Annotated in this window: 21 protein-coding genes; 12 read left to right on the forward strand and 9 right to left on the reverse strand. The window is 64.2% G+C overall.

What is annotated here, in order from left to right:
* Positions 1-15: 15 nt before the first annotated feature.
* On the forward strand, positions 16-1329 hold the full coding sequence (locus Q0071_RS00395; protein ID WP_298164030.1) for a glycoside hydrolase family 130 protein: 1314 nt from the start codon (positions 16-18) through the stop codon (positions 1327-1329).
* Positions 1330-1555: 226 nt separating this feature from the next.
* On the forward strand, positions 1556-2626 hold the full coding sequence (locus Q0071_RS00400; RefSeq protein ID WP_298164032.1) for a histidine kinase dimerization/phosphoacceptor domain -containing protein: 1071 nt from the start codon (positions 1556-1558) through the stop codon (positions 2624-2626).
* Positions 2627-2776: 150 nt separating this feature from the next.
* On the opposite strand, the gene Q0071_RS00405 is transcribed toward Q0071_RS00400, so the two are convergent.
* The gene (locus Q0071_RS00405) at positions 2777-3415 is read right to left on the reverse strand and encodes a sigma-70 family RNA polymerase sigma factor (RefSeq protein WP_298164034.1); all 639 of its coding nucleotides are present in this window, start codon (positions 3413-3415) and stop codon (positions 2777-2779) included.
* 287 nt (positions 3416-3702) lie between these two features.
* Between Q0071_RS00405 and Q0071_RS00410 the strand changes: the two genes are divergently transcribed.
* Together Q0071_RS00410 and Q0071_RS00415 are read left to right on the forward strand one after the other, a co-directional pair.
* Positions 3703-4530 carry a response regulator gene (locus Q0071_RS00410; RefSeq protein WP_298164036.1) on the forward strand — a complete coding sequence of 276 codons (828 nt, stop codon included), beginning with the start codon at positions 3703-3705 and terminating at the stop codon, positions 4528-4530.
* Positions 4531-4674: 144 nt separating this feature from the next.
* The gene (locus tag Q0071_RS00415; protein ID WP_298164038.1) at positions 4675-4881 is read left to right on the forward strand and encodes a NepR family anti-sigma factor; all 207 of its coding nucleotides are present in this window, start codon (positions 4675-4677) and stop codon (positions 4879-4881) included.
* A gap of 14 nt (positions 4882-4895) precedes the next feature.
* On the opposite strand, the gene Q0071_RS00420 is transcribed toward Q0071_RS00415, so the two are convergent.
* The gene (locus Q0071_RS00420; protein ID WP_298164040.1) at positions 4896-5261 is read right to left on the reverse strand and encodes a PRC-barrel domain-containing protein; all 366 of its coding nucleotides are present in this window, start codon (positions 5259-5261) and stop codon (positions 4896-4898) included.
* A gap of 110 nt (positions 5262-5371) precedes the next feature.
* Positions 5372-5620 carry a hypothetical protein gene (locus Q0071_RS00425; protein ID WP_298164042.1) on the reverse strand — a complete coding sequence of 83 codons (249 nt, stop codon included), beginning with the start codon at positions 5618-5620 and terminating at the stop codon, positions 5372-5374.
* A gap of 186 nt (positions 5621-5806) precedes the next feature.
* On the opposite strand from Q0071_RS00425, the gene Q0071_RS00430 reads away from it, so the two are divergent.
* On the forward strand, positions 5807-6199 hold the full coding sequence (locus tag Q0071_RS00430) for a hypothetical protein (RefSeq protein ID WP_298164044.1): 393 nt from the start codon (positions 5807-5809) through the stop codon (positions 6197-6199).
* A gap of 76 nt (positions 6200-6275) precedes the next feature.
* Here Q0071_RS00430 and Q0071_RS00435 read toward each other — a convergent pair whose 3' ends face one another.
* Positions 6276-7391, reverse strand: a complete 1116-nt coding sequence (locus tag Q0071_RS00435; protein ID WP_298164046.1) for a DUF2332 family protein — start codon at positions 7389-7391, stop codon at positions 6276-6278.
* A gap of 213 nt (positions 7392-7604) precedes the next feature.
* On the opposite strand from Q0071_RS00435, the gene Q0071_RS00440 reads away from it, so the two are divergent.
* On the forward strand, positions 7605-10112 hold the full coding sequence (locus Q0071_RS00440) for a TonB-dependent receptor (RefSeq protein WP_298164047.1): 2508 nt from the start codon (positions 7605-7607) through the stop codon (positions 10110-10112).
* Positions 10113-10198: 86 nt separating this feature from the next.
* Positions 10199-12025: a methyl-accepting chemotaxis protein gene (locus tag Q0071_RS00445; protein WP_298164049.1), complete on the forward strand. Its 1827-nt coding sequence runs from the start codon at positions 10199-10201 to the stop codon at positions 12023-12025.
* A 55-nt stretch (positions 12026-12080) separates the two neighbouring features.
* On the opposite strand, the gene Q0071_RS00450 is transcribed toward Q0071_RS00445, so the two are convergent.
* A complete protein-coding gene (locus Q0071_RS00450) occupies positions 12081-12836 on the reverse strand; it encodes an IclR family transcriptional regulator (protein WP_298164052.1) in 756 nt (251 codons plus the stop codon).
* 88 nt (positions 12837-12924) lie between these two features.
* On the opposite strand from Q0071_RS00450, the gene Q0071_RS00455 reads away from it, so the two are divergent.
* From Q0071_RS00455 to Q0071_RS00475, 5 genes are all read left to right on the forward strand, one after another.
* A complete protein-coding gene (locus tag Q0071_RS00455) occupies positions 12925-13710 on the forward strand; it encodes a fumarylacetoacetate hydrolase family protein (protein ID WP_298164054.1) in 786 nt (261 codons plus the stop codon).
* Position 13711: 1 nt separating this feature from the next.
* Positions 13712-14656 (forward strand): acetaldehyde dehydrogenase (acetylating), encoded by a 945-nt coding sequence (locus Q0071_RS00460; protein ID WP_298164056.1) that lies wholly within the window; start codon positions 13712-13714, stop codon positions 14654-14656.
* Positions 14653-15687, forward strand: coding sequence for a 4-hydroxy-2-oxovalerate aldolase (dmpG, locus tag Q0071_RS00465; RefSeq protein ID WP_298164058.1), 1035 nt, complete (start codon positions 14653-14655; stop codon positions 15685-15687). The genes Q0071_RS00460 and dmpG overlap by 4 nt, the downstream gene beginning before the upstream one ends.
* 202 nt (positions 15688-15889) lie before the next feature.
* Positions 15890-18382, forward strand: a complete 2493-nt coding sequence (locus Q0071_RS00470; protein ID WP_298164059.1) for a TonB-dependent receptor — start codon at positions 15890-15892, stop codon at positions 18380-18382.
* Between the two features lie 362 nt (positions 18383-18744).
* Positions 18745-19146: an OsmC family protein gene (locus Q0071_RS00475; RefSeq protein ID WP_298164061.1), complete on the forward strand. Its 402-nt coding sequence runs from the start codon at positions 18745-18747 to the stop codon at positions 19144-19146.
* On the opposite strand, the gene Q0071_RS00480 is transcribed toward Q0071_RS00475, so the two are convergent.
* The 4 genes from Q0071_RS00480 to Q0071_RS00495 all read right to left on the reverse strand — a co-directional run bounded on the left by Q0071_RS00480 (position 19143) and on the right by Q0071_RS00495 (position 23451).
* A complete protein-coding gene (locus Q0071_RS00480; RefSeq protein ID WP_298164062.1) occupies positions 19143-20153 on the reverse strand; it encodes an SRPBCC family protein in 1011 nt (336 codons plus the stop codon). The genes Q0071_RS00475 and Q0071_RS00480 overlap by 4 nt on opposite strands.
* Before the next feature lie 66 nt (positions 20154-20219).
* Complete coding sequence (locus Q0071_RS00485) at positions 20220-20801, reverse strand: MarR family transcriptional regulator (RefSeq protein ID WP_298164064.1); 582 nt, start codon at positions 20799-20801, stop codon at positions 20220-20222.
* A 58-nt stretch (positions 20802-20859) separates the two neighbouring features.
* Complete coding sequence (locus Q0071_RS00490; protein ID WP_298164065.1) at positions 20860-22839, reverse strand: TonB-dependent receptor; 1980 nt, start codon at positions 22837-22839, stop codon at positions 20860-20862.
* Between the two features lie 30 nt (positions 22840-22869).
* Positions 22870-23451, reverse strand: a complete 582-nt coding sequence (locus Q0071_RS00495) for a twin-arginine translocation pathway signal protein (protein WP_298164067.1) — start codon at positions 23449-23451, stop codon at positions 22870-22872.
* Positions 23452-23454 lie beyond the last annotated feature (3 nt).

Below are 23454 nucleotides of genomic sequence, written 5' to 3' on the forward strand. Positions count from 1 at the left end.
CTCGCCATGTCCGACATGCCCTTGCCCGCCTCGCCGGTCAGTCCGCTGCGCATTCTTGACCTGCGCCTGCACGCCGATCCCTCGCGCACGGTGCTGCGCCCGTTCCATCTCGGCTGGCAGGCCACCAGCGCGCCGGAGGGACGGGTGCTGGCGCTGGTGCGAGGGGTCATGGATCTGCCGGAGGAGGAGATCGAGCACGAGTACCAGGCCGTGCTGCGCGATTTCGGCGCGCGCCATTGGCAGACCGAGCACATATTCGAGGCACGCTATCTCGAGGTGGCCGAAAGCCTGCACCTCGATGGCAGCACCTTGTCGGATGCGCGCCGCCGGTTGCTGGGTGCCTATTTCTGCCACGAGTATACCTATGCCGCCGCCGCGCTGATGAACCCCAGCATCGTGCCAGCCCCCAACCAGCAGGGCATGGACGACGGCGCGGTGCGCTTCGTCCTCTCGCTGCGGGCGGTGGGCGAAGGTCACATCAGTTCGATCGCCTTTCGCGACGGGATCGTGGAGACCGACGGTTCCTTCATGCTCTGGCCCGAATCCGCCTTTGCCACCAGCGTGCAGCGAACGGACAACAACCCGCGCAACGACCCCGATGCCACCGTCACGGTCCAGTGCAATCCCGAAAGCTCGCTTTCCAACACGGTGATCTTCCCGATCACCGAACAGCAGGCGAACGGGCTCGAGGACCTGCGGCTTACCCGGTTCGATCATGGCGACGGCGATTTCGAATGGCTGGGCACCTATACCGCCTATTCCGGGCGCTCGATCCGCTCCGAACTGATGCGCACGCGCGATTTCCGCAGCTTCGATCTCACCCCGATCAAGGGCAAGGCCGGCCGCAACAAGGGCATGGCGCTGTTCCCCCGCAAGGTGGGCGATCAATATTGCATGCTGGGCCGGCAGGACGGCAAGAATCTCTACCTTCTCCGCTCGGACCGGCTCGATACCTGGGACGATGACGGCGTTCTGCTGATGGAGCCGAAGTTTCCGTGGGAATTCATCCAGATCGGCAACTGCGGCAGCCCGCTGCTGATCCCGGAAGGCTGGCTCGTGATCACCCACGGCGTCGGCCCGGTGCGCAAGTATGCGCTGGGCTGCGCGCTGCTGGACCGCGACGACCCCAGCCGCGTGCTCGGCCGCTCGGCCTGCCCGATCCTCACGGCGGAAAACGCCGACCGCGCCGGCTACGTCCCCAATGTGGTCTACAGTTGCGGCGGCATGCTGGTGGGCGATGACCAGCTCCTCCTGCCCTACGGGATTTCCGATATCGCAGTCGGCTTCGGCCTGGCGCGTCTGAAAGACCTTCTGGCGACCATGGTATGATTCCCGCCAACCCGGACGGAACCGGGGCGCAAGGTGGTCGTTTCTGGCAAATGGCTTGCGCTCGAGACCCGCGGCAGCTTGCGGAACAGGGCCCGACGGCTCGATCAGCGTAGAATCCGAGCCGGGCGCAGGCTCCATTTTCATCCTATCCATTCCCGTGCGCTGCGCAGGCGAAGAGGAGGACTTTTCATCATGAACAAACGGGCCAGACGAACGTGGGTGGCTGATGCCGCTCTCTGAATCGAACATTCTCTACATCGATGATGATGATGGCCTGTGCCTCCTCACCAAGCGCCATCTCGAAAGCCTGGGCTGCACGATGACCTGTGTGCTCTCCGGCCACGAGGGCCTGCACCTTGCCCGCCAGCAGCATTTCGATCTCGTCGTGCTCGATCATGTCATGCCCGGCATGAGCGGCATGGAGACTCTGGAGCAGCTGATGGCCCTGCCCTCGCCGCCTGCGATCATCTACGTCACCGGGTCGGACGACAGCAGCATAGCGGTTTCCGCGCTCAAGGCAGGCGCGGTGGACTACGTGGTGAAATCGGCCCCGGACGATTACTTCGAACTGCTGACAAGCACGCTGCATCTGGCCCTCGATACCTTGCGCCTGCGCAAGCAGAAGGACCTCGCCGAACAGGAACTGCGCGAAACCAACAAGCAGCTCGCCGCCCTGCTCCACGAAGTGAACCACCGCGTCGCCAACAGCCTGCAGATGGTGGCAACACTCGTTCACCTCCAGGGCCGCCGTGCGCTTGGCGCAGAAGCCAAGGCGATGCTGCAGGACGTCCAGAACCGGATTCAGGCGATCGCCCGCATCCACCAGCAGCTCTATTCCGGCGCCAGCATTCGCGAGGTCGACATGGCCGACTACATCGAGGGAATGGCCCGCGATCTCTCGCGCACCTATTCGACCCACAGCGTGCGGCGCGATATCCTTGTCGAGGCCGAGAGCGCAACGCTGCCCGCCGCCACTGCCGTGACGCTCGGCGTCCTGATCAACGAACTGGTGAGCAACGCCTGCAAGTATGCCTACGAAAGGGACGAACCCGGCCAGGTCCGGATCACGTTCCACACCGAAGGGAACGACGGCTATCGGTTGCGCGTGGAGGATGATGGCGTGGGAATGGGCAAGAGCATGACGCCCTCGGGAACGGGGCTCGGCTCGCAGATCATCCGATCGATGGTGCTTTTTCTGGGTGCCCGGCTTGAGCAATCGAGCCCCGGGCGCGGGCTCTGCATCGAGATTCACCGGCCGACAGACGAACCTCCCGGCCCACGATCAGCTTCGCTGTAGACACCCCCGCTCCCGCACTGCCCATATCCGCACTGCACGCTGGAAACCTTCGGCGGCGCTGCGCGGCAGCGCCGCCGAAGGACCTGTGGCCGTTTCTGCTCGGGCAAAGGGGGTTCAGGAGCAGACCCGGCCGCAGATGTCGGAAGGGCCCTACGCCGCGCGGTTCAGATAGTGCGCTGCGATCACCCGGAACTTGGCGAGACAGGCGTCGAAGACTTCGCCTTCCAGCACGAAGGCGTGCCGCGCATCGGGAAGGACACCGCCTTCGAGGATAGCGGAAAGCGCCGCACGAGCACGCGCAATCCGGCTCTTGATGGTGCCGACCGCCACGTTGCAGACCTGCGCAATCTCCTCGTAGCTCATCGAGCCGATGGCCATCAGGATAAGGACTTCGCGCTGCGTTGCCGGCAGGCACTCCAGCGCGCGCAGCACGTCAATCGTCTCCAGCCGCGATTCCTGATCGCCCTTGCAGTTGAGGATGCGCTCGGCCGCAGCTTCATCGTAATCAGCCGAGAACCGCTCGCGCCGCAGCTGGCCGAAGTAGTGGTGCCTCAGGATCGTGAAGGTCCACGCCCGAAAACTGGTTCCGGCCCTGAACCGTCCGCGGGCAGCCCAGGCCTTGAGCATGGTTTGCTGCGCCAGATCATCGGCGGTATCGCGGTTCCCGCACAGGCTGCGGCCAAAGGCGCGCAAGTGCGGGATCGAAGCCACCAGTTCCTTGTGAAAATCCGCGTCGGACAAGGTGTCACCCTGCTCGACTTCGGCATTGCGCTCGATCAGCTTGGTCATTGGACTTTCCTGATAAAGTGGTTCGGGCAATCACTCTCCGGGATAAGCGGGCGGAACGCGAAAATGGTTCCCCATCCGCGAAAAATATTGCCGAATCAGTGCTTAACTGGAAACGGGGATAGGCGGGCCCCTCTTGCGGCAAAGCGTGGCAATTGCCGTACCGACAGCGCTTTGGCGCTGATTATTTGCCGGTGCGCCGGAACAAGCACTCGCCTGACCATTTATCACATGACCACTTAACGCCCGGATCCGGTTCGGCATCCGGGCATTGCCACACGGGACTTCGCATGGGCACGCCATCCTATACTTCAAGCCCGACAGAACCAGGGCCGGCAAACCGCGATCGGGCGGGTGCCGAACTGGCGCGGACGCTGCCCTACCTGCGGCGCTACGCGCGCTCGCTGACAGGCCGGCAATCGGCGGGAGACGCGGTTGTGCGTGCTCTGCTCGAATGCTCGCTGCACGATCCCGATGTTCGCGCCGAGATCCGCAATGGCCCGATCTCGCTGTTTCGCGCCTTCACCCGGCTCTGGATGTCGATGGAGGTGCCCAGTCCTGCCGGGGCCTTGTCCGACCCCGGCTCACAGATCGCCCGCGTGCCGAGCCTGCCCCGCCAGGCGCTTCTGCTCCACCAACTGGAAGGCTTCTCGGTGGCGCAGACCGGAGCCATTCTTGGCCTGCCCGAAAACGAAGCGGAGGGGCTGGTGCAACAGGCCATCGGTGAACTGGGGCTCGATGAGCCGGTGCGGGTTCTCGTGATCGAGGACGAGGGCCTTATCGCCAGCCATCTCGAAAGCATCGTCGCCGAAGCCGGACACCGGGTCGTCGCCAATGCCACCACCGCAGCGCAGGCAAAAATCCTGTTCGAGCGGGAGAAGCCCCATCTCGTGCTCAGCGATGTGCAACTGGCCGATGGCAGTTCGGGCGTCGACGCGATGGACGCGATTGCCGAACTGAGCGACGTGCCCGTCATCTTCATCACGGCCTTTCCCGAGTTGTTGCTGACAGGTGAGCGGCCGGAGCCGGCGTTTCTGATCGGCAAGCCGTTTCGCGACGAGACGGTGCGCACGGCGATCAGTCAGGCGTTGTTTTTCGGCTCGCACGGCCGGCAGTGAGGCGTCCTGAGCGGCCACCAAAGGCCGCCGGGATTGAAGCAAGATGACAATGGAATCCGGGGACGGAATATGCTTTTACATTCGGGCGACGGGCGGAAAACGAGCACGCTGACGGGGGGTGTCAAGCTCGCTAGGATACAACTTGTGGCAAAAGATCCATTCCTTGAACCAAGACTTGCGCCGAATGGCCAGACGGCCGCCAGCGCTGCGCCCGAAGTGAACGATGGTTCCATGCCCGACCCGGCGTGGAGCAAGGACATCCGCGACTACTACAATTCGGTGATGCAGGAGCCCGTGCCGCAGGAATTTCTCGACCTGCTGGCACAGATCGCTTCGGACAGTTCCGAGTAGGCCGCCGCTGCCAATCAGTAGTACGTCAGGCCGTAGTGCGAACAGATCCGCTCGTTGTAGCCTCGGTCATATTCGGGCGCCGTGGAGACGTGGTAGTGCGGCGCGCAGCCAAGCTGCTCCTTGGTGATATCGACGACATAGCCGCCCTGGTTCGGCTGATAGACCAGCAATTCCCAGGGGATCGGATAATAGTCATTACCGAGGCCCATGATGCCGCCGAACTGCATCACGGCATAGTGTGCCTTGCCCGAATTCCTGTCGACCATGAAGCGCTGTATGCTGCCGAGGCGCTCGCCTGCGGCATTGAAGACCACGGTCCCCTCAACCCGATCGGAGGCAATCAGGTCGCGCGTTCCACAGGAATCCAATGTGTCGGGCATGTCTTCGCTCCTGGCGTTTGAAGGGCCCGGGCCGCGCCCCCGGACATATTCTGAACCGCGCGCGCGGCGAGATGTTCCAGCCTCGCAGTCCGCTGACATTCCAACCCGGGTCAGTATCTGGCGCCCGGGTCACTCGCCGGAAAGCTCTCGTCGGAGGCCTGATCGACTTCGTCCCAATCCTGTTGCGGCGTCGCAGTAGCTTCCACGCCGGCATTGCGGATCTGGGTCATGTTCTCCGGCACCGCTTCCATGTCTGAAAAGGCGGCGGGCGAAGTTGCCGGGGCCGGCGCTGATTGCCGCAGTACGCGGTACAGTCCGTAGAGGCCGGCGATAGTGATCAATCCTGATATCCAGCGCATGAGCGCATCTCCTTGTTGGCGGGTGTCGCCACGAGACCTAACGCGCCGCGCACGGGCGATGTTCCGCACGGCTCGCCTCAAGGATGGCGCGGCGCGTCGGCCATGCCGCCATGCGCCGGGAACTCCGCCCTCCCTCCTGCGTAGTCGCTCCATGCCGGCTCACACCGGTTCACAATGGAGGTCGACATGAAGAATCTTGCCCTGTGCGGCGCTGTCATCCTGTTCGGCGCGTGCGCTGCGAATGCCCAGGCGGCTCCCCCCGCAAGCACCACCGCGCCCGCACCGCAATCGGCAACGCCTGCGCCGGTCGCGCCCAAGGCGGGCGACGTCGTCTATGACAACACCGGCCAGCAGGCCGGCTCGGTCGAGAGCGTCAACGGCAATGTCGTCGTGGTGGCGACCGAGCAAGGCAAGGGCTCGATGCCGCTGACCGAGTTCGCGATGGGCGAAAAAGGCCTGACGATGAACCACACGAAGGCCGAGCTCGAGACAGCGATCCGCAATGCGAAGGCGCCGGAGGGCCCGGCCGCCCAGACACCGAGCACCGCTGGCGAGGCCCCCAAGGCCCCCTCCAGCTAAGCGTGATCGAGGGCGGTCCGGTCTATGCGCCGGGCCGCCCGCAGCCCGTCTGGAGCGGCTTGCGGGGCGGCCCCCATCAGTCGTCCGGCCCCAGCCATTCGAACCATTCGGCATAGGGATGGCAACGCGCCGCCAGCCTGGGTTGGCCGGAGTGCGGACCGCCATCCCATTGGGTAACGCGCACTTCCACGGCGGTTCGCCCCTCGTTCCATTCGAGCCCGACGCGGACAAGCGGCCGCTCCGCCGCGGCGCGAGTGCCGGCGGCGGCCAGCAGGCGATCGATCGAAAGGCGCTCCGCCTCCGGCAGGTATTGCAGCACCATCGAATGGAACACCACGCGCCGCTCCCCGGCCGCCTGCGGTGCTGCCAGCTGGCGTGCCAGCCAGGTGCCGGCGCTGCCCTGCTCGATCCGGGGCGGCAACCGCTGCGCCAGCGCAATGGCGCCGCGCAGCCGCTCGCTGCGGTCGCGCTCGCCGGGCCAGACATAGGCATGGAGCCGCTCGGCATCACCGGGCCTGCCCACATCAAGCGGGCTGAGATCGACACCCTCGGCGCTGATGATCCTGAGCTTGCCCGGTCTGGGTGACCGTCCCGACCAGCGCGGGGCGATATGAACATCGCTGGCGGCATCGCCGACGCGCACCCCGCCGATGCACAGATCATAGTACGCAAGATTGAGATTGAGCCCGGCGCTGGAGCCGAGTTCGAACAGGCGGCACGGCATTTCGTGCTGCGCCGAAAGCTCCAGCAGCACTGCCGCCAGCCCGGCGATGCGGGCCACCTCGTTGGTCTGGGTCGGCCCGGTCAGCCACATAAGCAGGTCGTCCTCGCCATCGCGCAGCGCCAGCGCCAGCGCCGGATCCAGCCGCAGCGGAACCGGCACGGTCGCGGTGGTGGCAGCGGCGTAGATCACCTCGAGTTCGGGAAACCGGCCCGAGCGCGCCAGCGCATGGAGCCCGGCATTGAGGCGGAAGATGACGCCGGCGCTGGCCAGATCACCCGGCCATTCCTCGATGACACGGACAAGCGCCGGTGCGTGCCAGAGCGTCCGCGCGAGGCCTTCGAGCAGCGCCGCGACAAAGTGCTTGCCGAAACTCTGCGCCTTGGCCGCTTCGAGCAGGAGCTGCGCTTCGGCGCGCAGAGCGGGGCGCAGGCGGCAAGCGGGCTGGGCCCCGATGGCAGTGGTATACATGGGGGCTCGCCTTCACGTCAGGATCGAGCCCCGATCTGCGGGAATTCATTCCAAGTTTCAGGGAAAGCGCCCCCACGTAGAAGTACTTAAGGCACGCGCTACGAAACTGAAAAGCAAGCAATTAACCATCGTAGAACTGCGTAAGCACGGGCTTGGCAGCACTTAATGTGATGGCGGTATCGACCAGCCTCGACGTTTTTACATGAGGTACCCATGCGACACGCGCATCTCCTGGCTTCCACCCTGCTCGCGGCCACACTGGCCACCCCCGCTCTGGCTGGAGAGGCCAAAACCGCCACTGATCCGGCAAAGGCTGCCGAGGGTTCCGAAGCCAAGCCCGCAGCGGGCGGCAAGACCTTCAGCACCGGCGTTGCCAAGGGGCGCGATCTGCTCGACACCGCGATCTCGGCCAGCGTGATCGACGAAGCCGATCTCGCCAAGCTTTCGGTGAATTCGGTCGCGGGCATCTTGCAGAACATCCCGGGTATCCGCGCCGAGACTTCGGGCAATGATGGATTTTCCGCCATAACCGTTCGTGGCCTGCCGCTCTCGGCGGACGGCGCAAAGTATCTGCAGATCCAGGAAGATGGTCTGCCCGTTCTCGAATTCGGCGATATCCTCAGCGCCAATTCGGATATGTTCGTCCGTGCAGATCTTGCCGTTTCCCAGGTTCAGGTTATCCGCGGCGGATCGGCCTCGACCTTCACGTCCAACGCGCCGGGCGGCGTGGTCAACCTCATCTCGAAAACTGGCGAGACCGCGGGTGGTGCAATCCAGGTTTCAAGCGGTATCGACCATGATCTCAATCGCATCGATTTTGCCTATGGCAGTCCGCTGGGCGATGGTTGGCGCGCCCATGTCGGCGGGTTTTTCCGTCAGGGCGAAGGGCCGCGGAAGATCGGTTACGATGGCTTCCGCGGCGGCCAGTTCAGAGGCAACCTGACCAAGCAGTTCGCCAATGGCTACATCCGCTTCTACGGCAAGTACCTTGATGACCGGCAGCCCAACTACACGCTCTATCCGGTACTGGTCTCCGGTACCAACGGCGCGCCCAGAATTGCTGACCTTCCGGGCAACAATGTGCGCGGCGATGCCTATGAATCGCAGTTCGGGGCACGCTATCTCGGCGTCGATCAAAACAACCGCCCGACCGCCTATGATGCGCGCAACGGCATTCGCGGCATCAGCAAATCGATCGGCCTAGAGGCGCAGTTCGATGTGGCGGAATGGACGGTCAGCAATCGTTTCCGCTTCTCCGATCTCAGCGGCGACTACAATGATAACATTCCGTTTCTGACAGCGCCTGCCCCCATTCTGGCGGGGGTGCTTGGCGGCCCGGGAGCGACCCTTGGCTATGCTGCTGGGCCGCAGAGCGGGCAAGTGATTGCAGATGCCCGGCCGCTCTCACTCACCGTTCGGATCAATTACAAGCAGAACCAGCTTGATAACCTGACCAACGATCTGCGGGCCAGTCGCGTCTGGATTGTGGGCTCGGGTAAGCTCACGACGACCGCCGGCGTATACAAGTCGACACAGTCGATCTCAAACTTTGGGAATTTGGCTAGCACCATCAATGATTTGGCGGGAGGCGGCCGAAATGCACCTGTCAATGTGACAAGTGGCAGCGGTGTCCCGCTGAGCGACAACGGCGTGTATGCCTATGGGCTCACCTTGGGCGTTCCGGTCGCCGCCCAACGCGTCCACAATGAACTGACGACCAGTGTTCTGGCACCGTATGGTTCGGTCAATTACCAGATCGGCAAGCTATCGCTGGGCGCCAGCGTTCGTTGGGATCGTGGCAAGATGCGTGGTTCCATTGCCAAAGCCGAGTTCGGTGGCAATGCGCCGAGTTCGGCCGCGATCGACGTCAACGGCGACGGAACAATATCGGTTGCAGAAAGCAATGTCGCAATTCTCGCGCTCGGCAAGTCCGCTGCGGTGGACTACAACTATGACTATCTGTCGTATTCAGCGGGTGTGAACTACCGGTTTGCCGAGCCGTTCTCCGCCTTTGCCCGCTACAGTCGCGGTGCCCGCGCCAATGCCGATCGTATTTTGGGCGCAGCCTCGCTCAACCCGGCGACCGGCAAGCTGCTCGATCCCTCGGTCGCCTTTGGCGCAGTGAAGCAGGCCGAACTGGGCATGAAGTTCCGCAAGGGAGGGCTGACAGCCTACATCACCGGCTTCTGGGCATCGACCGCCGAGCGCAACTTCCAGCTCGCCGCAAATGCCAGCGGGCAGGCCGTCGTAGTTCAGCTCAACCGCACCTATAGCGCGACGGGCATCGAGTTCGAGGGTGAGGCGCGCCATGGTCCGTTTTCGCTGACGCTGGGCGCAACCTGGACCAATGCACACATCGACAAGGATCGCGCGGATCCGACGCTTGAAGGCAACCGCCCGCGCCATATCCCGACGTTTTCGTTCCAGGCCCGCCCGCAGGTGGAACTGGGCAAGTTTACGCTGGGCAGCGTGATCAACGGCACGACCAGCAGCTTTGCACAGGACAGCAATATCCTGAAGCAGCCTGGCTATGTGATCTTCAGCCCGTTCGTGCAGGTGCGCCCGGTCGATCGGGTGCAGATCGGGATCAACGCCTTCAACGTGTTCAACACACTGGCAATCGTCCAACTCGCCTCGGCAGCGATCCCGCCGAGCGGCCTCGTCAACGCGCAGGTCATGAACGGCCGTACCGTGACCGCCTCGCTGCGTTACGCGTTCTGATGGGAGCAGCCCGCATGGCACCGGCCATGCGGGCTGCCCCTGCCCCTCAAGACCCTGTTTCAACGCCATCAAGGAATTGAGATACCGTGTTCGACCGCATGAACATTCCGCGCAGGCTTGGTCTGTCCTTCGTCACGCTCATCGCCGCGGCGGCGATCATGATGATTGTGTTCGGCATCAGTCTTGGCATGGTCTCAAGCGTGACCGCGCGCAACACGGCCAGCCAGGACGTGCTGGCCGATACACTGACTCTGGAAACAGCGTTGCTGCGGCAGAACAGCCAGTTGCGCGGATTTCTGGTGACGGCTGATGAGAGCTACCTCAAATCCTACTACGAAGGCCGCGACGATTACGACAAGGCCTCGGCTTCGCTTGAAGCCCAGCTGACCGAACCGCAGCTCAAGGACCTCGTGCTGCGATCGCGCGCCGAAACGCTGAAATGGCGCGAGAACTGGGGCGACAAATATGTCGCACTGGTCAAGTCCGGGCAGCGTGATGCCGCGCAGGAGGCGATCCGCGCTGCCGGCAAGGCCGTGCTGGTGACAGAAGCAGTCTTGCCCTTGCGCGAAATCAGGGATGCCAAGGCCAAGGAAATCATCGAGGAAACGCAGCGCCAGGCCTCGGCGATCCTGTTTGCGTGGATCGCGCTCGGTCTGGGCGGAGCGACGCTGATCGGCCTTGCGCTGTTCATGGCGCGCCGCCTCTCGCGCTCGATCGCCACGCCGATCACCGAACTGACCCGGACCATGTCGGCGCTCGCCCAAGGCCAGACGGATGGCATGGTCCCCGGCACGGACCGGGTCGACGAACTGGGCGACATGGCCAAGGCCGTGCTGGTGTTCCGCGATGCCACGCTCGAACGCGATCGTTCGGTCAAGGAACGCGAGGAGGCCATGGCCAAGATCGGGAGCCATCTTGCATCGGTCGCGCACTCCGATCTTTCGGTCCGGCTGCACGATGTCCCGCCGGCCTTCCAGTCTGTCGCAAATGACTTCAACGATGCAATGGAGCGGCTCTGTCAGGCGATGGGCCTCGTCCAGCAGAGCATCGTCGCGATCAACCTCACCTCCAATGAGATCCAGCAGGCGACCACCGACCTCGCCGGGCGCAGCGAGCAGCAGGCGGCCAGCCTTCAGGCGTCTTCATCGGCAATGGACCGACTGACCACGCAGATCGAGGACTATGCCAAGATTGCCTCCAATGTCAGCGGCTCGATGGTCGAGGCTCGCGGCGAAGCGGAAAGCGGCGGCAAGGTGGTGAGCCGCGCGATCGAGGCGATGGATAACGTGGCCCGCGCGAGCGGCGAGATTTCGGACATCACCACGATGATCGACGGGATTGCCTTCCAGACCAATCTCCTTGCGCTCAATGCCGGGGTCGAGGCCGCCCGCGCGGGTGAGGCAGGCAAGGGCTTTGCCGTTGTCGCATCCGAAGTGCGCGCGCTGGCGCTGCGGGCGACCGAAGCGGCCAATGCGATCAAGCTGCGTGTTGCCGCAGTGACTGGCCACGTCGAATCCGGCGTCTCGCTGGTCAACGAAACAGGCACCGCACTCCAGACGATCATCGACCGCGTGAGCACGGTCACCGCCTCGGTCTCGACAATCGCCGAGACAGCGGGCGAGCAGAGCCTGGCGCTGCGCAAGATCAGCAAGGCGATCAGCGCGATGGACCAGATGACCCAGCAGAACGCGGCGATGGTCGAGGAAACCAATGCCGCGACCAAGAACCTCACGCAGGAGGCAACCCAGCTCAGCACGGCCTTTGCCAGCTTCCGGATCGGAAACGAGCCCAAGCGCCAGTTCGCGCCCGCCCCGATGAAGCGAGCGCCCGTTGCCGCACCCACCCGGCCGGTGCATGCGGTGCCCGCCATCAGCGGGAACCTTGCGATCGAGAGCGATTGGGCCGAGTTCTAGCGGTCGAAGCCTGCGAAGAAGCCTCCGCGCGGGCTCGGCCCTATCGAGAATGCGATCACCCGCCGAACGCGGTGCGCTCGATGTCCCTTGCCGCCGCGCTCAGGGCGGGCAGGAGTTCTTCGGGGGGCCGCACCTGCTCGCCGAATTGCGAGCTTGAAATCGCCGCCAGCACGCGGCCATCAGGCCACATCACAGGCACCGCGGCGCAGACCAGCCCGTCCGCCACTTCCTGCGCGTCGAAGGCAAAGCCTTGTGCCCGCACGCGCTCAAGCTCATCGGCAATCGCGTCTGGATCGGTAATCGTGCGCGCTGTCAGCGCCGGAAACGGCCCGGTTGCGAGATAAGCGCGCCGGTGATCGTCGGGCAGGTTGGCCAGCAGCACCTTGCCGATGCCCGAGCAATAGGCTTCGAGCTGCATGCCGACCCGGCTGAACAGCGCCCCTGCCCCTTGCCCGGTCTTGACGCGGTAGGTCACCATGTCGTTCTCGAACGTGCCGAGCTGGACGACAGTGCCGCTTTCCGCCGCCAGCCGGTGCAGCACCGGCGCAGCGCAAGCGGCCACGATCTGCTTCTCGTCGAGCCGGTGGAGCATGCCGATCAGGCGCGGCCCGGCGATATGCCGCCGCGCTGCATCGCGCGCGAGATAGCCCTCTTCCACCAGCGTCGCGACTTGCCGGTGCGCGGTCGCCACCGGCATGCCGATCCCCCGCGCGATCGCGGCGATGCCCGATTGTCCGCCATCGGCCAGCACGGCATCGAGCATCGCCAGCGTACGGCGGAAGGCCGCGACCTTGGGAGTCCCGTTTCTCATATAGTGAGACACTAGGCCTGCCCCGCTCTAGGCACAACCGCGCGTGGCCCCTATCGACAGGGCATCGAACCGCAGCAGAGAACCCGCCATGAACTGCCCGACCCATGCCGCGCTCGCAGAGCGTCTGCGCAACGCCTACACAAGCGGCACCGTGCCGCCCTTGCGCGACGGGCTGGCCCCCACCGATGCCGTCGGCGCCTATGCCGTGCAGGAAATCAACACGCGCTTCTGGGAAGCGCAAGGCCGCCGCATCGTCGGCCGCAAGGCGGGGCTGACGGCCAAGGCAGTCCAGGCCCAGCTCGGTGTCGACCAGCCCGATTTCGGCGTGCTGTTCGATGACATGCGCGTGACCGATGGCGGCACGCTCGATCCCGCAACGTGCATCCAGCCCAAAGCCGAGGCGGAGATTGCCTTCGTGCTGGCCGCTGATCTCCCCTCACCCGGCACGACGCCCGAGCAGGTCGCTGCCGCCGTCGCCACGGTCCACGCCGCGATCGAGATCGTCGACAGCCGCATCGCCGACTGGAAGATCACGTTCGCCGATACCGTGGCCGACAATGGCTCCTCGGCCTTCTTCGTGCTCGCGGCGCAAGGCCTGCCACTAGCCGGACTCGATCTGGAAGGCGCCGCGATGGAAATGACGTTCGACGGCACAGTCGTCTCGACCGGGATCGGCGCGGCGGCGCTCGGCAATCCGCTGAACGCCGCAGCCTGGCTGGCGCAGACTTTGGCCGCGCGCGGCGAACCCCTGAAGGCAGGCGACATCGTCCTCGCCGGAGCGATTGGCCCGATGGTGACGCTGCAACCGGGCGTGACAGTCTGCACCAAAGTCGCCGGGATCGGAGAGTGCCGCTTCACTTATGGAGACGCCTGATATGGCCCAGACCCCAACCGCCAAGACCAAAGTCGCGATCATCGGTTCGGGCAACATCGGCACCGATCTGATGATCAAGGTCATGCGCCTCTCCGATGTGCTGGAGATGGGCGTGATGGTCGGCATAGACCCCGCGTCCGACGGCCTCGCCCGCGCCGCGCGGATGGGGGTTGCGACCACTGCCGAAGGGATCGACGGCCTCCTCGCCATGCCCGAATTCGCCGATATCGGCATCGTCTTCGATGCAACCAGCGCCGGCGCGCACCAGCGCAACAGCGAACTGGTGCTCGCGGCGGGCAAGCGGATGATCGACCTCACCCCCGCCGCCATCGGGCCCTACACCGTCCCGCCGGTCAACGGCGAGGCGAACCTCGATGCCCTCAACGTCAACATGGTGACCTGCGGCGGGCAGGCGACAATCCCCATCGTCGCGGCGGTAAACCGCGTCGCCAAGGTCCATTACGGCGAGATCGTCGCCTCGATCTCCTCGAAGAGCGCAGGCCCCGGCACCCGCGCCAATATCGACGAATTCACCGAGACCACCAGTCAGGCGATCATGGATGTCGGCGGGGCAACGCGCGGCAAGGCGATCATCGTGCTCAACCCCGCCGAACCGCCGCTGATCATGCGCGATACGGTCTATTGCCTGTGCGAAGAGGCTGACCGCGAGGCGATCCGCCAGTCGGTGCATGATATGGTCGCCGAAGTGCAGAGCTACGTGCCCGGCTACCGGCTCAAACAGGCGGTGCAGTTTGAAAGCATCGGCGGCAACAAGCCACTGCGGATCCCGGAAATGGGCGGCAGCTTCACCGGCCTCAAGGTCTCCGTCTTCCTCGAAGTGGAAGGCGCGGCGCACTATCTGCCGGCCTATGCCGGCAATCTCGATATCATGACCTCGGCCGCGATGAAAACTGCCGAGAAGATCGCGACAAGGATGGCCGCATGAGCTTCGACCCCACCGAGCAAAAGCTCTACATCCAGGATGTTACCCTGCGTGACGGGATGCACGCGATCCGCCACCAGTACGGGCTGGATCACGTCCAGAAGATCGCCCGCGCGCTCGATCTGGCCAAAGTCGACGCCATCGAAGTCGCGCATGGCGACGGGCTGCAAGGCTCCAGTTTCAACTACGGCTTTGGCGCCTACACCGATTGGGACTGGATCGGTGCCGTCGCCGAAGTGCTCGAACACAGCGTGCTCACCACGCTGCTCCTCCCCGGTATCGGCACGGTCCATGATCTCAAGCACGCCTGCGAAATGGGTGTGAAATCCGTCCGCATTGCCACGCATTGCACCGAGGCGGACGTCTCGAAGCAGCACATCGAGGCCGCGCGCAGCCTCGGTATGGACGTCTCGGGCTTCCTGATGATGAGCCACATGTCGCCGCCAGAGGCGCTCGCGCAGCAGGCCAAGCTGATGGAAAGCTACGGCGCCCACTGCGTCTACGTGACGGACAGCGGCGGCGCGATGAACATGGACGAATATGCCGCGCGCCTTCAGGCTTACGACCGCGTACTGAAGCCCGAAACCCAGCGCGGCGTGCACGCGCACCACAACCTCAGCCTCGGCGTGGCGAACTCCATCGTTGCGGTGCAGAACGGCGCAGTGCGGGTCGATGCCAGCCTTGCGGGCATGGGCGCAGGCGCAGGCAATGCCCCGCTCGAAGTGTTCATCGCCGCCGCAGACCGCATGGGCTGGAACCACGGCTGCGATCTCTATGCACTGATGGACGCTGCCGAAGACCTCGTGCGGCCCCTGCAAGACCGGCCCGTGCGCGTGGACCGCGAAACGCTGACGCTAGGCTACGCCGGCGTCTACTCCAGCTTCCTGCGCCACGCAGAAAAGGCGAGCGCCGACTACGGCGTCGATACCCGCGCGATCCTTGCCGAAGCGGGCCGCCGCAAGATGGTCGGCGGACAGGAGGACATGATCGTCGATATCGCGCTCGATCTGGCCGGGGGCCTTCAGGATAGCTGAGTTACTTCCGAGCTTGCAGGGGATGAATTCTGCACTACGTGAAAGCCGAATATTCGACTTATCGCCCTGTAAATCATAATAAAAAATTCATCTCATTTCGCACGACAGCATTAAGGGTACTCCTCAATGCTCCAAACCAACTAACGAAAACAATTCTTTCTATTTCTCCCGCCATCCATTTGGTCACTGCGGGAGATATTGAATGAAGTTTCTGAGTTCGACGGCGCTCTCAAGCCTCGCTTTGGCGGCATGTCTGCTGGCCGCTCCGGCATTTGCGGAGGAGAGCAAGCCGCCGCTGACGGCATGGGAAGCAAGCCGGACTGCCACCAACGATGATGTGATCGCCACCGGCGTCGCCCGCGCCCGTGACCGCCTCGACAGCGCCACCTCGACAAGCTCGCTCGGCGACAGCACCATTGCAAAGATTGGCGCCACGTCGATGGCCGACCTGTTCCGCAACATTCCGGGCATCCGCGCGGAGGCCGGAAACGGTGAAGTGAACGGCAATTACACGATCCGCGGCCTCCCGATGGTCGCCACCGGTGCCAAGTACCTCCAGATCCAGGAAGACGGCCTGCCCGTGCTGGAATTCGGCGATCTGCTGGCCCTGATCCCCGATATGTTCATCCGTGCGGATTTCAACGTGGCCCAGGTTGAATCGATCCGTGGCGGTTCGGCTTCGACTTTCGCATCGAATGCGCCCGGCGGCGTGATCAACCTCATCTCGCACACCGGCGAAGTGGAAGGCGGCTCGATCCAGGCCTCGACGGGACTCGATTATCGCAACCACCGCACCGATTTCGATTATGGCGGCCGCCTCAGCGATAGCCTGCGTTTCCACGTGGGCGGCTTTTACCGCGAAGGCGAAGGCCCGCGTCGCACCGGCTTCACCGGCAATCGCGGCGGCCAGTTCAAGTTCAACGTCACCAAGGAGTTCGCTGGCGGCTTCGTGCGGCTGGAAGGCAAGTTCCTCGACGATACCACGACGCAGTTCTTCAACACGCCGCTCGGCGTGACCGGCACCGATGCCGATCCCAAATATGCCGTGCTACCAAACTTTGCGGCCAACAAGGATTCGCTCACGTCGCGCTACACCAGCACCTTCCCCAAGTTCTCGGGCGATGGTTCCCCGTCCCAGATCAACATCCACGATGGCAACCACGCCGTGGTCAAGTCGATCGGCTTCCAGGCCAAGTTCAACATCGGCGATTGGACCGTATCCGAGCACGGCCGCTATGCCGCGCAGTCCGGCAGCGTGACGGTTGACTACCCGCTTGTGGTGCTTCCCGCGCAGGTCGCCACGTTCGCCTTTGGCTCGCCGTTTGGCAGCCTCGTCTACGCGAACGGGCCGAACAAGGGGCAGACGATCACCTTGCCCGGCACGCTCAACGGCAATGGGCTGGTGACCTATTCGGCGATGTACAACAGCCAGGTCCGCAAGCTGGACAACTTCACCAACGATCTCCGCGTCAGCCGGGTCTGGCAGCTGGGTACTGCCAACCTCACCTCGACCGCAGGCGTCTACAACTCGCGCCAGGATCTGGCTTACGAACGCTATCTGCTCGATTTCATCCAGGATGTGGTCGGTGGCGGCAATTCAGCCCTGATCGACCTCGTGAATGCAGACGGCACGCCCAATTCGCTCGGCGGCGCGCTTGATTTCACCGGGCCGACGACCGGAACCCTGCACAACGTGGACCTGCGCTACCGGGTGCTGGCCCCTTATGGCTCGCTCAATCTGCAAATGGGCAATCTCTCGCTCGGCGGGTCGCTGCGGTATGATTCCGGCAAGGTCGAAGGAACCCTGCGCAACAACCGTCCCAGCGACGTGAGGACCATCGATGCCAACAACGATGGTGTCATTGCTACGGCGGAAACGAGGTTCGGCTTCTCGCCCGTCACCAATGCGGCCCCGGTCAACTACAGCTATCACTACACCTCCTACTCGGTGAGCGCGAACTACCGGCCTTCCCGCTCGATGTCGTTCTTTGCCCGCTACAGCCGGGGCGCCCGGGCTGCGGCCGACAAGATTCTCTTCACACCCGCGATCAGCGCAACTGATGGCGGACTGGTGGACCGCAGTGTCGGCTATGATCCGGTCAAGCAGGCGGAAGTGGGCGTGAAGTTCCGCTCGGGTCCGTTCTTTGCCAATCTGACCGGCTTTTCGGCCAGGGTTGCTGAAACCAACAGCCAGATCCGCCCGGATGCGAACGGCGTGATCGGCCTTACACTCGTGACACGGCGCTACAGTGCCAAGGGTTTCGAGTTTGAGGGTGGCGTGCGCAAGGGCGGTTTCAGTCTGACTGCCGGGGCGACCGTGACAGATGCGAAGATCGTCGCGGCCGAAGACCCCATGCTGGTCGGCAACACACCGCGCCATCAGGCCAAGCTGATCTTCCAGATCATGCCGCAGTACGAGACCGACCTGTTCACGATCGGCGCGAACGCGATCGGCACGACCGGCAGCTTCAGCCAGGACGAAAACAAACTGCGCATGCCGGGCTACACCACGGTCAATGCCTTCATTCAGGTGCGCCCGGTCGATCGGGTGGTGCTCTCGTTCAACGTCAACAATCTGTTCGACACGCTGGCGCTGACCGACGTCTCCGCGCCCTCGCTGCCGGCAGGCGGTGTCACGCTGGCGCAGACGCTGTTCGACCGCAACATGACCGCCTCGGTCCGCTTCTTCTTCTGAGCATCGCGCCCCCCGGTGCGGCTCTGGTGAAGGCTACCTGCCTGATCCAGGGCCGCACTGCGCCGAAGCTAGTGGACAATGGGGGCAGCGTGCGGGCGGCGGTTTTGTCTGTCCTACACAGCCCATTCCAGTCAACAAACACGGCATGCGCTCCAGACCCGCCATGCCCTGTATCGAGTCGGTCCGGCCGGGCCGATTGATCGCGTCTGCCGATCAAAAGCGCGCTACTGATCGAACGCAGTTGTTCCTCAGGACTGTGTCAACTGTGTCAACTTCTCCCGATCCGGCACAGGCGGGTGTGGCTTGACCCCCGGCAGGCGCGGTGCTGGACTGCCCGCGGCAGCAATCCCGCAGGAGGCATCATGATTTCGGTTACACGCATCGATCCGGCGGGCACCGCGCACCGCATTGCCGTGCGCGGGCACGAATTCGTGACGGACATGACGCCCGCTGCGGGCGAAGACAACGAGGGGCCCGATCCGCACGAGATCTATGATGCGGCGCTGGGGGCGTGCAAGGCGCTGACGGTGCTGTGGCTGGCGCAGCGCAAGGGGATGGCGCTGGAAGATATCGAAGTGGTGGTAACGCGCGATGATTCCGACGAACGCAAGGGCATCTACCGCTTGCGCACCGCACTGATGCTGACCGGCGATCTTTCCCCTGAAGAGCGCGAGACGCTTCTGGCGGCGGCGAAAAAGTGCCCGGTGCACAAGCTGATGAGCGAAGTGACGACCGAGATCGAGACGGTGCTGGTCGAACTTTAGCGCACGTTTGCATCGAGGTGCCGCGCTTCGGCGCGCTGCCTGATGATCGCGAGGACGTTGTTCTGGATGTCGCCAAGAAGGATCTCACCCCAGAACGCGGCGTAGGGATTGACGTGGGTCTTGGCGATGTAGTTCGTGCGCAGGGTGAGGCGGGTGGTGCCATCGGCAAGCGGGGTGAGGACATAGTCGCCCGTGTCGATCTTGAGGAATTCGCCATCGGGCGAGATGTGCTTGTCGGTATAGTCCTGCAGCGTGGTGTTGCGGAACGCGAAGGCCCAGCCGAGGCGGCGGCCCGGCTCCCAGTGGGTGATCCGTTCCTCGAAATTGATCCTGTCCCCCCACCAGGCGGTGCGAACCCCGCCCTTGCGTCTTTCAGTGATCGTCGTCGCACGCGGGCGGGGCAGGCCCAGCACGTTCTGCGTAAAGGTCCACCGGCCCTCGCTCGCCGCAATGTGCGGGATGGAGACGGCATAGGGCCAGATCTCGTCCGGCCGTGCCCGGATGACAACTTCGCGGGTCAGCGTCACCTGATCGTGCGTAACGGGGAGCTGGCTTTCGAGGCCGGCGCTGAACAGCGGGAGGAAGATCAGGGTCGAACGGAAGGTGTTGGGATCAACCGGCTGATTGCGCATGCGGCGCATCACAATGGCGCCGAGCCAGCCAAACAGCAGCCAGAGCGGAGCGAGCATGATCAGGCAGATCACCCCTTCGCGCAGAATTGCAATCGATCCGACGATGACGATCGCACCGAAGATGAGCGGAACGCTGCCATAGAACCTGGCAGGCTTGGTGCCATCCGGATCGCCCACATAGCAGATGAGGGCGCAGAGATAGGCCGGAAGGAAAGCGAGGAACCAGACGCTGCCGAAGACCACGCCAGCGGAGCTGAAAGCACTGATGAGGACGAAAGCGCCGAACGAAATCGCGAGGGCCAGGGTAAAACCGGCAATGACGCGGCCGCGAGTGCGGCGGTCTTGCCTGGCGGGTTCGGGGTGTGGGCTGTCCATGGTTCCTCCTGTGTGAACGTTCCGATATTTCTGTATTCCGAGAAATGTAGATTCAAAAAAAGGGGATCAGTCCCCCTCGTCCTTCGGTCGGCTGCGGCGAGTGACGAACTTGAGCAGGCCAACCACCCGCGATCCCATGCGGATCAGCGTCATGATCTGCGCCGGGGGCACATCGAGCATCTGCTGGTACCAGCGATCGACCGTGCCGACGAAATCGTTCATCGCGACAAGGCGGCCGCGCACCTTGGCACTGATGCGCGGATCATCGATGCCTTCCATCGCCGCGTGGATCGCGGCCACCATCGGATCGATCTCACGCGCCTTTCGGCCCTGCGCGACCTTGGTGGCCATCTGCCAGAGATCGGTTTCGGCCTCGAAGTGATCGCGCCGATCGCCCAGCACAGGGACGCGGTGGATGAGCTTCCACGCGAGCAGTTCCTTGAGGCTGTTCGAAACATTGGACCGCGCCATGCCGAGCTTGTCGGCGATGTCTTCCGCCGTGAGCGGGCGTTCCGACAGGAACAGCAGCGCCTGAATCTGGGCGACCGAGCGGTTGACGCCCCACTGCGTACCCATATCGCCCCAACGCAGGACGAACTGCTCGACGGCATCGGGAAGCTTGCTCGACTCGGCAGTTGTTTCTGTCATGACAGAAATATCTGATTATCTTGCGGAGGAGTCAAGGAGAGACCTCCTCCCCTGCCCTTCAGAGATCGACTGTAAGGTACCCACCGAAGCGGCGGCCGGGGAGGAGATCGTAGGCGCCGGCACCCTTGAGCTCGAAGCTCTGGACATCGGTGAGGTTTTCGATCTGGAGCCGCAGGGTGGCGGAGCGGCGGCTGATGGTGAACTGGTAGCGGGTGCCGAGATCGACAAGCGTGCGCGCGGGGATCGCGGTGAGGCCGGAGACCGTGGCGGTTTCGGCGCTGCGGTGCGCGGCGCTGACATCGAACGAGAGGCCCGGAGTCCACACGGGGCGCCAATCGGCGTTGAACTCAAGGCGGCGGCTGATCGCGCCAACAGGCCGCGTGCCGACGCCGACACCAAGCCCGCCATTGGGGCCGCGCGCGCGCGGGCGCAGGAGAACAGCGCCCGCGACCACGCTGAGGCGCGGCGTGACGGGGCCAGCGATAGAGGTTTCGATGCCTTGGTTGATCACATCGCCGAGCGCATCGAAGCGGCCACCCGCATCAAGATTGAAGTAGGGTTTGCGCAGATCGAACAGGCCGGCGACGAACTTGATCTCGTCGGTGAGGGCAAAGCGCAGCCCCGCATCGCGCTGGCTGGTGCGGATCGCGGGCAGCGCCTCGTTGCGGTTGGCGGCGTTTTCGGGCGCGATACCGCTTTCCTCAAGTCCGGTGACATAGCCGCCATAAAGCGCGAGGCGGGCCGAAAGCTCTGCGGCGACAGTCAGGTTGAAGAGGAAGGGCGAGGCATTGGTCGAGCGGGGCGGTTCGCCGGGCAGGCCGATGCGCTTGCGGTAATGCGTCTTCTGAAGGCCGACGCTGAGCTCGCCAATGCCCTCCCAGCGGCCTTCGTAGGCAAGCCCGGCGGTCCACTGGCGGACGCGGTCCTGCTGCTGGGCGGTGAAGGCATAGGCGGGGCGCGGCGCGGTGGTCAGCTCGTAGAGGCTGGTGGTGCCGAGATCGATCTCCGCCGAACCGCCGAAGCGGCGGTCTCCCGCGCGGGCGCGCAGGCTGGCGTGAATACGGTGGACGCGCGGACCATCCGATATGGTGCGGGTGAGGCGCAGCTCGCCGCTGGTCGAGCCGAACTTGAGCGGTGGATCGGCGAGGATCAGCTGGCTGCCGGTACCCACAGCATCAAGATCGACGAGGAGGTTGGTGAAGTTGCGGTTGTCATCGAAGCGCGAGTGGAACAGGCCGCCTTTGACCTCCCACCCCGCAGCGGGGCGCCAGGTGGTGAGGAAGCCGCCGTTGAATGCGGTGCCATCATAGCGCGCCCAGGCTGGGCCCTTGAAGAAGCGGCGCGGGAGGCGCGGCGGCAGGCCCTCACCCGCCGGGAGGAAAAGCGGGGCCTTGAGCTCGTTGCCCTGCGCGCGGGTGGCGAAAGGCACAAACTCGAGATCGGGCGCAGGCTGCCAGCGGGCGGTGACGGAATACTCGAGGAACTGGGCGCGCGAGGCGTTGCCGTTGCGATCATTGTAGAGCGCAGCGCCGAGACCGAGGCTAAGTGCGGAACTGACGGGCATATTGGCATCGGCCTCAACCGATTGGTTGCCCCAGTGATTGAGCGCCGCGAGCAGGCTGAGCGCGGTCTCATCACCCGGTGTGCGGAATCCATAGTCGATGATGCCGGTCGGTGCAGGAAACGGGCTGCCGAATGCGGAAAGGCCGACACGAATCTGCGTGGTACGCTGGAGCCGGGCACCGAGTTCCCAGACCTGATCGAAATAGAGTCCATCGATGCGGACATTGCCCGCAGCGGTGGGGGAAAAGCCGCGCACGCCTTCCGGATCATAGAGGCCAATGGATTCGCGGCCGACCGAAGTGCCGAAGGCATCGGCAGCGCTGCGCACCGCGTTCTCGGCGGCGCGGGCACCGGTAGCGGCTGTGGTGGGCGCGTCGATCGCGGGGGCGGCGGTCTGCGCATTCGCGGCGGGTGCGAGTGCCAGTGCGGCGGCGACGGCGCAGCAGGACGTGATGGGACGCAGTTTGACCGGCATGATCCCTCCGGCAGGCCGCGGGGCGGCGCGCTATTTCGCCTTGGTCAGGGCATCCCAAGTCGCCCAATCGATATCGCGGCCGGGCCAGGCGACGTTCTTGAACGGCCATTTGGCGGCGACCCATGCGTGGGCCCAGGCTTCAAGCTGCTTGTCGAAGCCGGCGTCATACTCAGCCTTGGTGACCCAGATACGCACGACCGCATCGTAGCCGGGGACGGGGCTCGGCGCGACGTAGATGCAGCCGCGCTCGCGTTTGCCATCAGGCGTGAGGACCGAATAGGCGAAGCTTTCGCGGCGCTGGAAGCGGCCAGCTTCGGTCTGCATATCGAGCAGAGCATCCGCATCGCTGATCCCGGCGTGGGGCCAGTCCTTGCTGCGCGTGAAGGTCTGCTGAAGGTGCTCGACCGAGGACATGTAGGCATCGAAATCGATCTTCACGAGATCGGGGCCGAGGGGCTGCAGGCGGAATCCGGGGCCTACGGCGCTGGTGGGGACGGCAAAGGCGGGCGCGACGAGTGCGGGCACTGGCGGCTCAGCGGCCACGGCAGCGCAGGGCATGGCGCAAAGAATGGCTGCCGGGAGCAGCGCTGCGGCGAATAGGATGCGCTTCATGCG

Source organism: Novosphingobium sp., from assembly GCF_027486195.1.
GTDB lineage: Bacteria > Pseudomonadota > Alphaproteobacteria > Sphingomonadales > Sphingomonadaceae > Novosphingobium.

Bases quoted from the DNA above. Each gene is read 5' to 3' on its own strand.
- Q0071_RS00400 (WP_298164032.1), top strand. From the start codon at position 1,556: ATGCCGCTCTCTGAATCGAACATTCTCTACATCGATGATGATGATGGC.
- Q0071_RS00395 (WP_298164030.1), top strand. From the start codon at position 16: ATGCCCTTGCCCGCCTCGCCGGTCAGTCCGCTGCGCATTCTTGACCTG.
- Q0071_RS00440 (WP_298164047.1), top strand. From the start codon at position 7,605: ATGCGACACGCGCATCTCCTGGCTTCCACCCTGCTCGCGGCCACACTG.
- dmpG (WP_298164058.1), top strand. From the start codon at position 14,653: ATGAGCTTCGACCCCACCGAGCAAAAGCTCTACATCCAGGATGTTACC.
- Q0071_RS00490 (WP_298164065.1), bottom strand. From the start codon at position 22,839: ATGCCGGTCAAACTGCGTCCCATCACGTCCTGCTGCGCCGTCGCCGCC.
- Q0071_RS00470 (WP_298164059.1), top strand. From the start codon at position 15,890: ATGAAGTTTCTGAGTTCGACGGCGCTCTCAAGCCTCGCTTTGGCGGCA.
- Q0071_RS00410 (WP_298164036.1), top strand. From the start codon at position 3,703: ATGGGCACGCCATCCTATACTTCAAGCCCGACAGAACCAGGGCCGGCA.
- Q0071_RS00460 (WP_298164056.1), top strand. From the start codon at position 13,712: ATGGCCCAGACCCCAACCGCCAAGACCAAAGTCGCGATCATCGGTTCG.
- Q0071_RS00495 (WP_298164067.1), bottom strand. From the start codon at position 23,451: ATGAAGCGCATCCTATTCGCCGCAGCGCTGCTCCCGGCAGCCATTCTT.
- Q0071_RS00425 (WP_298164042.1), bottom strand. From the start codon at position 5,620: ATGCGCTGGATATCAGGATTGATCACTATCGCCGGCCTCTACGGACTG.
- Q0071_RS00475 (WP_298164061.1), top strand. From the start codon at position 18,745: ATGATTTCGGTTACACGCATCGATCCGGCGGGCACCGCGCACCGCATT.
- Q0071_RS00435 (WP_298164046.1), bottom strand. From the start codon at position 7,391: ATGTATACCACTGCCATCGGGGCCCAGCCCGCTTGCCGCCTGCGCCCC.
- Q0071_RS00480 (WP_298164062.1), bottom strand. From the start codon at position 20,153: ATGGACAGCCCACACCCCGAACCCGCCAGGCAAGACCGCCGCACTCGC.
- Q0071_RS00405 (WP_298164034.1), bottom strand. From the start codon at position 3,415: ATGACCAAGCTGATCGAGCGCAATGCCGAAGTCGAGCAGGGTGACACC.
- Q0071_RS00485 (WP_298164064.1), bottom strand. From the start codon at position 20,801: ATGACAGAAACAACTGCCGAGTCGAGCAAGCTTCCCGATGCCGTCGAG.
- Q0071_RS00420 (WP_298164040.1), bottom strand. From the start codon at position 5,261: ATGCCCGACACATTGGATTCCTGTGGAACGCGCGACCTGATTGCCTCC.
- Q0071_RS00430 (WP_298164044.1), top strand. From the start codon at position 5,807: ATGAAGAATCTTGCCCTGTGCGGCGCTGTCATCCTGTTCGGCGCGTGC.
- Q0071_RS00455 (WP_298164054.1), top strand. From the start codon at position 12,925: ATGAACTGCCCGACCCATGCCGCGCTCGCAGAGCGTCTGCGCAACGCC.
- Q0071_RS00450 (WP_298164052.1), bottom strand. From the start codon at position 12,836: ATGAGAAACGGGACTCCCAAGGTCGCGGCCTTCCGCCGTACGCTGGCG.